This window comes from Paenibacillus sp. FSL R7-0210, from assembly GCF_038009085.1.
GTDB classification, from domain to species: Bacteria; Bacillota; Bacilli; order Paenibacillales; family Paenibacillaceae; genus Paenibacillus_AQ; species Paenibacillus_AQ silagei.
Genome location: NZ_JBBPAR010000001.1, coordinates 4,804,768 through 4,816,815 on the forward strand (window position 1 = coordinate 4,804,768; position 12,048 = coordinate 4,816,815).

Here is a 12,048-nt window from a genome sequence, read left to right on the forward strand (position 1 = left end):
CTTTCCGCTGTACGGGCCTGCGCATTATTGAACCGATGAGGTGGTAACGTCCGCCCCCAGCCACTGTGTGCTTATTTTGCCAAGTGTGCCGTCTGTCTTCAGCTCCTTGACCACTCCGTCAATGGCCTCCGACAGCTTCTGCGACGGGGCATCATCCTTGCGCAGCACATACAGAATATCAGCAGAGGACAGCTCTGGACCCACCGCCTGCAGCTTGCTCTGCGGGTCAATGATCGGCAATACGAAATCCGCAGCAAGGGTAGCATCCACCCGGCCCGAATCAATCTGGTTGACCGTATCATTGGCGGCACCGTTCTGATAGACAATTTTGATCGGATCTGCACTGTGCTCCTTGTTGTAGTTCTCAAGAATTTGCGCTTGCGCGCTGGTGGCGCCGGTCAGCACCTTCTTCCCTTGCAGATCGTCCAGTGTCTGGATCGAGGTATTGCCTTTCGCTACAACGATGCGGTTTCTCCAGTGGGCATAAGCTTCCTTGTTAAAAGCGTACTTTTGCTCCCGTTCCGGGTTCTTCTCCATAACATGGGCTACCAGGTCAATCTTCTTCGTCTCAAGGCTAAGCAGCAGATTGCTGAAATCCATCGTCTGGAATTCAAACTCATACTCCGGCAGGCGCTTGTCAATCTCCTTCAGCAGTTCAACATCGAACCCGGTAAGCTTGCCGTTCTCATCGATGAAGCAGACATTGGGAAAAGCTGTCCCGGTGCCGACCACGATCTTGGTCACCTTAGCCGGATCGGCGGCGGCAGCCGTGGACTCGGAACTATTCGGAGATGCTGCCTCCGCTACCTTGCCGCTATTAGCGCTGTTATTATTGCCGCAGCCAGCGATCAGCAGTGTTAGTACAAGTGTGGATGCGAACGAAATCGTCTTGTTCATCTCTCAAACCCCTTTTCAATTTAGATAATCCCTATCTGTTTAGTGGTGATTATATGCAATTAACTTTATCACTGCATGCTGCCATGCGCTAATAGAGTTTCTTAATATGGTTATTCAAGAAGTCAATTCTGCTTGCTCAACGTCCCCGTCCCCAGCTCCAGCAGGGTGTCCAGGAACTCCGCGTTCTCCCCGTTCAGCGAGATCAGGTGGGTCCGCAGGGAGATGCCTTCGGTCTCCGTGATATCCACCCTTACCAGCGTTCCCGCCTCTACCTCCTCCTGCACACTCAAGGCTGGAAGGAAGCAGATTCCCGCTTGCTTCAGCACCAGCTTCTTGGCGGTCTCCAGGTTATCCACCTGATAGACAATGCCCGGCGGACGCTCCATGCTCTCGAATACCCGGTGCAGACGCATCCAGTCCAGCGAGCCGCATTCGAAGAATACAAGGGTCTCGTCAGAGATCTCCCGGATCGAAGCGCGGCCCTTGCGGGCCAGCGGATGACCGGCATACACATACAACGAGATCGGGTCTTCACAGAAGGGGAACGACTGGATGGCCGGATTCACTACCTTGCGGATAAAAGCGAGATCGATCTCCTTCGCCTTCAGCTTCTCAATTAATACTTCCGTAGGAGCAGTCGTCAGCTTCATACGGATGTGGGGATACCGCTGCTTCAAATGCAGCAGCAGACGGGGCATCAGATAATTGGAGACCGATACTGTGCTGCCGATTCTCAGCTCGCCGGGGATTTGGCCTTTGGATTGAATCTGATGCCTCCCGTTCTGATAGACCTGCAGAATTTGCTGCGCATAGGGGAGGAACTGACGGCCTTTATCCGTCAGGTTAATCTGCTTGCCCAGCCGGTCGAATACCTTGCAGTCCAGCTCCCGTTCCAGCGACTGGATACGGGCAGTCACTGTCGGCTGCGAGATATAGAGCACATCTGCCGCTTTGTTGAAGCTGCCGTAGTGGTTGATGTAGACAAAAGCTTCAATATTCTCGATGTTCAAGCGTAGTCCCCCTCCGCATTTTATAATTTTTACTATTCCAATCGTTTAACAATGAATTAGATCCGCACTTTCCTATAGAATTTGTTTATATCTTAGTCACCGGCCCTTTTTTTGTCAACAGACTTATTGTGTAACATACGGCCATAACCATTACATTGATCACAATTACAGATAGAACTTTTCTATCCATTAATCAAAATCATTAAATCCCTCTTATACTCATCGGATTTATAGATTATAATAACAAAAAACCATTACCGGACAGGAGGCACCAGATGAATCACTCAGCAGAAATTGTAATCCGTGAAGCCGCAGCTTCCGATCGTGAAGCCATTGCCAGGGTCTTGCTCGAAGCTTACAGCGAATATGCAGCCGTGCTGCCCGGGCCGTTCTGGGCGGAGTACCGGGATTCCATTCTCGGCTCGGTTCATGGCGATGCACCCGTCTCCCGGATTGTAGCGGAGCTGGACGGACAAATTGTAGGGAGCGTGCTGCTGTTCACCTCCTCAGAGGCTGCTTATGGCAGGCCGGAGCTGGGTATCCATACACCGATCATCCGTCTGCTGGCTGTATCTCCGGCGGTCCGGGGACGCGGGGTGGCCAGACTTCTGATCCGTGAAGCCGCAGGAAGGTCCATTGCACTGGGGGCAGCCAGCCTGAACCTGCATACTTCAGATATGATGGCCTCGGCGATCAAGCTCTATGAGAGACTGGGCTTCAAGCGGGCTTATGAGACAGATCTGAAGAACGGGGATACTCTGGTCAAAGGCTACCGCCTGGAGCTGCAAGCCCCGCCCGGTCTGCAGAGCAAAAAAACCTCCACAGCCTGAGCGGGGAGGTTGGGCTCCGTTTCGGCGGGGCGGTGGGACTCCGTTTCGACGGGGCCATGAGGTCCGTTCCCGGCGGGCGTTGAACACCTTCCGTGGGCCGTGAGGTCCGTTACTGCGGGGCGGTTGGGCGGCGGGGCTATGAGGTCCGTTACGGCGGGCGTTCAGCACCTTCCGCGGGCCGTGAGGTCCGTTACTGCGGGCGATGGGGACTGTTCCGACGGGGCGGTGGGGACCGTTCCGGCGTGACGCCCTAAAGCTCCGCCTGGCCGGGAAATTTTGCACAATCCTGCCCAAAGTACAACATTCCCCTCCTCATTCCGGCCAAAGTCCAACATTGTTGCATAAAAAGCAGGATTTCTCCACCTCCGGACGGTTTGGCGGCACAAATCCTGCATTTCGTGCAACAATCCCCCCTAACACACAAGTATCTAGGAATCCAAGTTGCAATTAGTACAACATTCCCGGCATCACTGTGCAATCCGTCCACAGTAAGGAGGCAGACACAGCTCGATGTGAGGGCCGCTAAAGAGCGGAGACAGCACGTTTTTCTGCGAATGCTACTATAGAGCAGGGACAGTACAGTTCCCTGCGAATAATGCTACTGAGCCTAGACTTTGCGCTTCCCTGCGAATGCTGCTACAGAATACTCTTCTCCTTCGCGGCCTTCAGCCACTGCGGGAATTCATTCAACAGCTGGTCATACAGCACCTCATCGGATACGTCTTCAATCCGGTCCAGATGGATGAAGCTGGCGTTATCCACCAGTCTGCCGCTCATCGTGTCGAGCTGCTTCAGCACCTCGAAGTCAGAGTCGCCGATGCCGACAAACTGCCAGAAGATCGGAAGGGCGGATGCGGCCATAATCACCTTGCGGGTCGGCTTCACTACGCCGCCGTCATTGATGAAGATAATGAACACTGGTGTCGTGTCCGGCTCCTCCTTGATGTATTTTCCGATGACATCCTGCATTACCGGCGGTTCGTTATTGCGCCCGAACTTATGAATTGAATCGTTGTTCATAATATGAGTAAAGACATAGCTGCCAAGCTCCTGCTCGGTAACCGGCGGAAGTCTGCTGAATTCCGTATCATAGACCCACACATCCAGGGAGCCGTTATCATCGAACTTGCTGGCAACCGCAAGGATACGTTCTACCACCTCCTGCACCACCCCTCTGGCATAGAGGCTGCGCATGGAGCCGGTGATGTCCAGCACGATACCCACTCTTGCGGTTACACCGGTGAGCTGTTTTTTGACCAGGGTGAGCTCCACGATCTTTTTGCGCAGATTAATCGAAGACAACACATTCACCGGAGGCTCCGCCTCGGGCTGACGGATTACCTTCGGGGTCTTATTCACCACCTCAGGTGTCTGCTCCACTAGCTCAGATGTTTGCTCCACCACTTCAGGTGTTCGCTCCAATACCTCAGCCGCCGCTGCGGCTTCGTTCCCGGACTCCTGTTCCACCTCAAGCCCGTAGCTTCGGCACAAGGCTGCAAGTCCTCCATTATACCCGCTGCCAATTGCACTGAACTTCCACTCTCCCTGATGGCGGTACAGCTCCCCGGCTACGACAGCTGTCTCCTCTGACAGATCCACCCCATACTCGAAGCGGTACAGCTCTTGCCCAGTCCTGTGGTCTGCCAGCGTTAGCTGTAAGCCGGACAGATCCTTCATCCGCTGGTTGCGCTGCTCTCCCTCATAGATCGTCAAGGTTACCGCAATGCGGGCATAATGCTGAGGTATTCTCGATAACGAAATGGACAGGTCTGCCCCGTTCTCCCCCTCCGCAGAATGAGCTACTCCCCCCTCCCTCGACACCGGATTTCCGTAAAATATAAAATCCTCATCCCGTTCACACCGGTTCTGATCTGATAATAGAAAGGCTGCCGCATCGACGCCCACTCCGCTATGCTGCGTGTTCCAGCGGAGCTGGATGGATATCTCTTGAGCTTCTCTTCCTTTGGTGATATCGACCTTTTGACCTTTTGACAGCTGCAAGTCTTTCATCTCCTCTTCATAGCAGTCTATTCCAGAAGTTCATAGATAAGGTATACCCCATTGAGGCAGCCTTGCACAACCTGAACAGATTGTATTTCCAGCTTTGCTCCTTTAATATGAAAGGTAATAGATGATAGATAGGGGCTTTACCTGATGAATTTCACTGCGATAGATTTTGAGACTGCCAATTCCGGCCGCTCCAGCGCCTGTGCCCTGGGGCTTGTTCAGGTCCGTGATGGTATCGTTACAGCAGAGCACAACTGGCTGATTGACCCGCAGCAACCGTTCGACGGGATGAATATTGCCATTCATGGAATTACACCCTCTATGGTTAGAGGCCAGCCTACTTTCGCTGAGCTGTGGCCCACGGTGGAACCGCTGCTGCAGGGGGAGATTGTGATCGCGCATAATGCCGCCTTCGATATGAGTGTGCTGCGGTACTGCCTGGACGACTACTCTCTCTGCTATCCAGGCTTTCAATATTTATGTACCTACCTACTCGGCAAAAAAATGCTCCAGGACCTCCCCTCCCATAAGCTCAATGTCATCTCGGCACATTTCGGCATCCGGCTGAAGCACCATGATGCCCTGGAGGATGCCAGAGCTTCTGCACTGATTCTCCTGAAATTGATGGAGCAGTGGCAGCAGTTCGATCCGCTGCTGTTAGCCAGTAGCCAGGGCTACAAGGCCGGGACGATGTATGACGGCGGGTATACGCCGTTCAAGGCAGCGCCCAAGAAGGCCGCGAAGAAGCCGGCCGCCGGGAAGAAGGCTGCTGCCAAGACAACCAGCAAGGAGGCCAGCACAACACCGATGCCCGCAGCATCCGGCCTGCTGGATAGCGAGGCTCCCGTTGTAGCTGCTCAGGATGTCACAGCTTCTGTGACTCACCCGGCTACAGTCAAGGAGCCTACTCCTGCAGCTCTGCTGGTCCCTGAGCTGGTTCGCGGCCAGCGAGTCGATATCGGCGACAAGCTCAGCGCCTCCAGACTCCTTGCCGCTGTGGAGTGGGACGCTCCGGCTTCGCACCTGGAAGTCAGCCAGCCGGAGACCGCTGCCTTCCTGCTCCGGGAGAGCGGACGCTGTGAGCAAGAGCGGGAGCTTATCTTCTCTGGGAATATGGAAGACCCTAGCGGCTCCGTCTTCTGCTCTAAGCCCGCTGCGCACATGGGGCATCTGTATCTTCAGCTGACCAGCCTGCCTGCAGCCATCACGCGGATTGCGCTGGCCTTTACGGTTGCGGAGTTCAGCGGTGACCGGAATCCGGGCCCGATCTGGAACGCTTCCGTATCCCTGATTGATTCCCGGACGGGAGTCAGACTGGCCGTATTCCCCTTCGTCCAGAACATTATGCCAGGCATGTCCGTTGTTATCGGCGAGTTCTACCGCTACAAGGACAAATGGAGATTCGCTGCTATCGGAGAGTTGCTGCCGGGCGGCCTTCCGGCCCTGTGCAGCCACTACGGCCTGGAAGCTGACAGCGTCACGAAGGCACAGGCGGAGTCCGCCGCAGCGGCGGACTGAAGATCCCAAATAAAGCAATCCCCCCAAACCGCAACTACGGGAGGGGGGGATTGCTTTATTTTCAGCGATACCAGTGTCTCAATCGTTATATCTTCAGCCGGTAGACGGCCTTATTCTCCAGTCCACGGATGAATGGCGTCCATTCCTCGGTCTCCGGAGTGGTATCAAGGGCGTCCTCCACCATTTGCAGCTTCGCATCCATCGCATCGATATGATGCAGGGCAACTGCTTCAGCCGTCTGGGGCTGGACCGGGCTTCCCCACTCGCCCAGATTATGATGGGATAAGACGAGATGCTGAAGCGCCATGACCTTCTCGGATTCCAGATCAATGCCGGTGCGGATGGCCGCTTCTGTAATCCAGCTTGAAGCCATCGAGATATGTCCAATCAGTTTTCCGTGCACACTGTAGTCTGAGACAATGCCGTACTGCGAGATCATCTCTTCCGGCTTGGCGATATCATGGAGGATAATGCCCGCTCTCATCAGATCAGGATTCAGGAACGGACGCTGCTTACACAGGAAATCACCAATCTCCAGCATGCGGACCATGTGATAAGCAAGCCCGGCGAAATAGGCATGATGATGGGTCTTGGCCGCCGGATAATGCATCAGCTTCTCCTCAACCTTCCCTACACAGAAGTTCACAATCGCTGCAATCTCCGGATCGGCAATACTCGCCATCTCGTTCTTAATCGTATGGACCAGGTCCACAGGACGCACCGGGGCTGAGCGGATGAAGTCGGTCAGCGATACGCCGTCGGATTCATTGACCAGTCTTAGCTTGGTGATTTTGACCTGAAGCTTCTCGCGGTACGTATGAGCCATCCCCCGGACCTTCACCAGCGCCATCGGGAAAAAAGTCTCCTTATCCGTCACGCTGACGTCCCAGTATTTCGCCGAAATCTGGCCGCTGGCATCACCTAGTACAATATCGAAGTAATCCTTGGGAGGAGTCCCGTTCGTCTGTTTCAGCACCAGTTCTCTAAGCAGATAGAAGCCGGTGAATTCATCCTGCGGGGCTAGCTGTTTGATTAATGTCATTGTGAAGCCTCCTATGACTTACAGGCCTGGGCCTGCTGGGTATATTAGTGTGTATATTAGAGGTTTGACACTCCCTTCCCAAATCCCTTTAAATTACTATACGATTGGCATTCCTATTTATGTCCACACCTGCAAAAAGGGCTGTCCCGGCCATTTGCATGACCCAAGACAACCCTTAGTGAATGGATTCTGTTATTTGCCGGCAGATTCGAGCGCTGCTTTGATCGCTTCTACCGCTTTGGCGGAGATGGCTTTCTGGGCATCATTCGCTCCGAAGGCTGCTGCACGGTACCCATACTTATGCAGTCCCTTGCCGTTCGAGGTATTCTCGATCTCGTATTTCACCAGCAGCTCATCATCCGTCAGATTATATCTTACTTTACCTTTATCATCCAGGTAGTACACAGCCATAGTTACAGGAACATTATACTTAGTAGTAACCATGACATTTACAGTCTTATCCACACTTGCACCGATGAAAATGCCATCGAAATACGCAGCCTTATCCGTTTCCGTAACTTCCGCTTTACCATAAGCTCTGTCAACGGCTGCCTTCAGCGCATTGCTGCTGCTGGTAGCGCCGGATACGGCATCCACATCCTGAGCGCCTTCTCTTGTGCCTGCGGCCAGGAAGCTGGCGGTCAGCACCGGAATAGCTTTTTGCACCTCAGCATATGCGGATTTACCCAGATCCACCATGTTCATGCCTACACGGGAAAGGGCCACATTTACGATCTTGCCGTTACGCAGTGTAACATCTGCTTTGTTCGTGCCTTTGTCATAAGCATCACCATAAGCGGTGAAAGTGCCGTCTTTATAAGTGCCTTGTACCTTGGACGCATTGGTCAAAGCATCCGTCAGTGCTGCCTTCGCTGCAGCCGACAAGGCTTCCTGTCCGGCGATATCTGGAGCCTGCACGCCGCTTGCGAGCAGTCCTGCGGTCAGCTTGTCGACCAGTGATTTCTGTCCTTCGGTCCGCTTGTCATCTGCAATCAGCTTACCGTCTGCGCCGAACAGGCTCAGCTTGATGCCCGTTACCTGATCCGCATCGATATCAACCAGCAGCATAACCTTGGACTGATTATCCACACCGGCAAATTTACCATCGAAGGTTTGACCTTCACCCGGAGTCTTCAAGGCTTTCTCAAAAGCGCGCTCTACGGCCTGGTTCCAGCCATGGCTGCTCTCCGTAGCGCCGGAGATTCCATCTACCTTCTCATTATAGTTAGCGATAAAGAATCCGTTAGCCAGCAGTTTGGCGGTCATCGGAGCATTCGCCTTCACAACTTCCGCATAAGCGGTTGCCCCTCTGTCGATCAGGTTGCTGCCCAGTCTGAACAACTTCACATCTACCAGCTTACCGTTACGGATCACAACATCCGCTCTCTCCACGCCCACACTTCTTGCTGTACCGTAGGAAGAGTAGAATCCGTCAACATAAGCAGCCTTGTTGTTGATGCTGGCATTCTGTTCGGCATCCCAGAAGGCGTTCACTGCGGCTTTGGTCTCTGCCTCGAAGCCGGCTACCGGCTGCGCACTAGCACCTTTGGCAAGCAGTGCAGGAGTGATTGCTGCAATCGCTGCGGTCTGTTCAGCCGTATATGTCTTCTCATCCACGAAATCTCCGGTAGCGCTCAGCAGATACAATTTCACCGCAGTCAGCTTGTTTGCTTCATAGGTAGCAAACACTGCATATTTGGCCTCAGGGTCTACGCCCATATGGACTCCGTTAAAATAAGTGGCATCAGCCGCTTGGTGCGCAAGGGATCGCTCAAAAGCTCTGTCTACAGACAGCTTCCAGCCGTTACTGGTACGGGTTGCACCGGATACAGCGTCAACCGCAGCCGCGCCGTCTCTGGTTTTACCCATCAGTCTGTCTTTCATCAGGCCATAGGCTGCCCACACGCCGCTGTAATTCTCACGGGCATTGCGGTCGATGATCTTCGGGCTGGTTCTGAGCAGCTCGATATCGGCGATCTTGCCGTCTTTAATCGTTACCTTTGCACCCTCTGTGCCTTTGGAATACGCATCGCCATAGGCAACATATACTCCGTCCTGATATACAGCCTTGTGCACAGTAACTGGAGCTGCCGTTGCTGCCGGCTTAGCAGTTGCCGCTGGCTTCGCTGAAGCCTTGGCAGATGCTTCCGGTGCAGTGGTTGCTGCCGGCTTAGCGGTTGCTTTAGCCGTTGCTGCCGGTGCAGCTGTCGCCTTAGGAGTGGCTGTCGGTTTGGCTGTTGCCTTCGGGGTTGCCGCCGGTTTGGCTGTTGCCTTCGGGGTTGCCGCCGGTTTGGCTGTTGCCTTCGGAGTTGCCGCCGGTTTGGCTGTTGCCTTCGGAGTGGCTGCCGGTTTGGCTGTTGCCTTCGGAGCTGGTTTAGCAGTCGCTGCCGGCGCTTCTTCCGAGGCTGCTGAAACCGCATCCACCTTCAGGTTCAAGGCCGGTGCGTTAATCGTGTAGGCTAATGGCGCGAGCAGCAAGGCTGCGCTTACAGTCAAAGAAATTAGTTTTTTCAAATGCGTATTCTCCTTTATTATTCCCCAGTAGTATGTAGCGTTTTCAAACCATCTTGTTCCGTATCATTTCCTTCTGATTACGAAGAGCAGCCAACTCTTCCTGAACGTCACCCACTCCTTCCTTCATTCCTGCTCGGCCCAGCCCGTGTAAGAAAAGATTCATCTATATATACAATCTTTCAAAAGGTGAAACAATTCACATAATAGAGTGAATTAATTCACATAAGTGGACTTCAAGCTGCTGGTGAATATTTCTGGCTTGATGGTAACAAAATTGAAACTCTTTTCTCTGTGTAGAAAATCACATACCCTATAAGAAACATCACTTTTTTGCAATAGCACAAAATATATACTCCTCCGACCTCTCATAATCTCCCATATCCTCCTTCATATGATAACGGTGAGATATATTATATTGTGTGATTGGGCTTGAATATGATATTTTAAAACGATGTCATGTTCATGGAAGGGAGTAACAGCTGCTGATGAATCAGTCGTGTATAGGCGTTATTCTTGCTCAGATCGGAACCCCTGACGCCCCGAGCGCCAAGGCGGTCCGTCCTTATCTGAAGCGGTTTCTGTCTGACCGCAGAATCATTGATTATCATCCGCTGCTCTGGCAGCCGCTGCTGCGCGGCATTATTCTGCGTACCCGTCCGCGCCGGTCCGCGAAGCTCTATCAGGAAATCTGGATGGAAGAGGGATCACCGCTGCTCGTCCATTCCAGAGCTCAGCAGGCAGCGCTCCAGGCACTGCTGGGCAGCAGTTATCAAGTCGAGCTGGGGCTTGCTTACAGCACACCCGGCATGGCCGAAGCCTTCCGCAAGCTGGAAGCTTCGGGAGTGACCCGTATCATAGTTCTTCCGTTATTTCCCCAGTATTCCTCAACAACAACAGCTTCCGTCTATGAAGCTGCCAGCTTCGCCGCTCTGGGACGGCACAGCCGCTACGGGCAGGTATCCAAGCGCTTCGTACCGGCACTGCGGTTCGTAGAAGACTACCATGATGCACCCGGATATATCGCAGCGATGCAGTCCTTATTACAGCGGCAGATCCGCGCCATGAGTGAAGAGCCGGATTATTATGTCCTGTCCTTCCACGGCATTCCCCGCCGTTATGCCGAGACCGGAGATCCCTACCCGCCGCAGTGCCAGGAGACAGGCCGTCTGCTCGCAGAAGCGATGGGCTGGACCCCGGAACGGTGGCAGCTCTCCTTCCAGTCCCGTTTCGGGCCGGAGACCTGGGTAGGGCCGTCGACTGCGGACACGCTGAAGGAGCTTCACGGACGCGGAATCCGGCGGCCGTTGATTTTCTCACCCGGACTTGTCACAGACTGCCTCGAAACACTGCATGAGTTGGCCGTAGAAGGCCGGGAGCTTTTCGCCATGGGCGGCGGGAACGCTGAGATGCTGGAGGTGGCCCCTTGCCTGAACGATACGGAAGAATGGATCAGCTTCCTTGCGGAACGGGTAGACTGCTCGGCCCAGGGCTGGCTGTCTTCCGCCGAATGAAGATAACAAAAACGCCCGGTCTCACGGATGCCATCATCCTGTGAGCCGGGCGCGTTTTATTTTGATAGTACGACTATTGAACCGTGAGCTGTTTATATTTGGCAGTCAGTTCCTCGAACCACTGCTTATCCTGCAAAGTCAGCGCAAAATCGATCAATTCGGCAATTTCATCAGGCTGCAGATCCGGTGAATCCTTGAAGCTGATCTCAGCCGAGGCCGCCGCATTCCCCTCCGAGCCCTCCGCAAAATCATAGGAGAACATCAGCTTGATGTCACTTTCCAGAAACTCATTGCGCAGGAAGTAGAGCACCTCACACATCAGAACAGGTCTGACATGGTTCTCGAACACACAATCCATAACCTTAGCCCAATAATGCTGGTTGCTGAGATGCAGCTTATCATTGGTCAGCAGGTATTGCTCACCCTGATAATCATTGACAAATTTCAGTTCAACCGGCTCCATTTTAAAAATACCGGCAATTTGCTTCCTGGTGATATTCAAGATGTCCTGTGTTTCTAATCTCAACATTCTCATGCACCCCGTTCCTCAGGTTTGGACGATCTGTATATGCTGAATTTTCATGATTCGACAATAATTTTAACTAATTTAAAAGTATTATCGTCTTTTCCGCCCCTATTGTTAATGCTTTTTCATTAAAAACTTAAAATTTTCTGTTTCACACTGCAAAAAATCGGTTAATTATTATCTTTTTTATGCC

At 53.1% G+C, this 12,048-nt stretch carries 9 protein-coding genes and 1 pseudogene; 3 read left to right on the forward strand and 7 right to left on the reverse strand.

From position 1 onward, the window contains the following. Positions 1-24 precede the first annotated feature (24 nt). Positions 25-897: a transporter substrate-binding domain-containing protein gene (locus MKY64_RS20220; protein WP_036727732.1), complete on the reverse strand. Its 873-nt coding sequence runs from the start codon at positions 895-897 to the stop codon at positions 25-27. A 122-nt stretch (positions 898-1,019) separates the two neighbouring features. Then, a complete protein-coding gene (locus MKY64_RS20225; protein ID WP_340955346.1) occupies positions 1,020-1,907 on the reverse strand; it encodes a LysR family transcriptional regulator in 888 nt (295 codons plus the stop codon). A gap of 275 nt (positions 1,908-2,182) precedes the next feature. On the opposite strand from MKY64_RS20225, the gene MKY64_RS20230 reads away from it, so the two are divergent. Next, the gene (locus tag MKY64_RS20230; protein ID WP_339254434.1) at positions 2,183-2,737 is read left to right on the forward strand and encodes a GNAT family N-acetyltransferase; all 555 of its coding nucleotides are present in this window, start codon (positions 2,183-2,185) and stop codon (positions 2,735-2,737) included. Between the two features lie 636 nt (positions 2,738-3,373). Here the strand turns inward: MKY64_RS20230 and MKY64_RS20235 are convergent. After that, positions 3,374-4,039 carry a vWA domain-containing protein gene (locus tag MKY64_RS20235; protein WP_339257335.1) on the reverse strand — a complete coding sequence of 222 codons (666 nt, stop codon included), beginning with the start codon at positions 4,037-4,039 and terminating at the stop codon, positions 3,374-3,376. Positions 4,040-4,273: 234 nt separating this feature from the next. Next, positions 4,274-4,747, reverse strand: a pseudogene (locus MKY64_RS20240) (TerD family protein); the annotation flags it as partial. 144 nt (positions 4,748-4,891) lie between these two features. On the opposite strand from MKY64_RS20240, the gene MKY64_RS20245 reads away from it, so the two are divergent. Continuing rightward, the gene (locus MKY64_RS20245) at positions 4,892-6,262 is read left to right on the forward strand and encodes a TerD family protein (protein ID WP_339254432.1); all 1,371 of its coding nucleotides are present in this window, start codon (positions 4,892-4,894) and stop codon (positions 6,260-6,262) included. An 85-nt stretch (positions 6,263-6,347) separates the two neighbouring features. Here the strand turns inward: MKY64_RS20245 and MKY64_RS20250 are convergent, their stop codons facing one another. Then, positions 6,348-7,304, reverse strand: coding sequence for a 3'-5' exoribonuclease YhaM family protein (locus MKY64_RS20250; RefSeq protein ID WP_076076858.1), 957 nt, complete (start codon positions 7,302-7,304; stop codon positions 6,348-6,350). A 192-nt stretch (positions 7,305-7,496) separates the two neighbouring features. Next, positions 7,497-9,818, reverse strand: coding sequence for an FMN-binding protein (locus MKY64_RS20255; RefSeq protein ID WP_340955350.1), 2,322 nt, complete (start codon positions 9,816-9,818; stop codon positions 7,497-7,499). Positions 9,819-10,303: 485 nt separating this feature from the next. Here MKY64_RS20255 and hemH point away from each other — a divergent pair, with 485 nt between their 5' ends. After that, positions 10,304-11,329 carry a ferrochelatase gene (hemH, locus tag MKY64_RS20260; protein ID WP_340955352.1) on the forward strand — a complete coding sequence of 342 codons (1,026 nt, stop codon included), beginning with the start codon at positions 10,304-10,306 and terminating at the stop codon, positions 11,327-11,329. A 73-nt stretch (positions 11,330-11,402) separates the two neighbouring features. Here hemH and MKY64_RS20265 read toward each other — a convergent pair whose 3' ends face one another. Next, positions 11,403-11,858 (reverse strand): IDEAL domain-containing protein, encoded by a 456-nt coding sequence (locus MKY64_RS20265; protein WP_036727946.1) that lies wholly within the window; start codon positions 11,856-11,858, stop codon positions 11,403-11,405. Positions 11,859-12,048 lie beyond the last annotated feature (190 nt).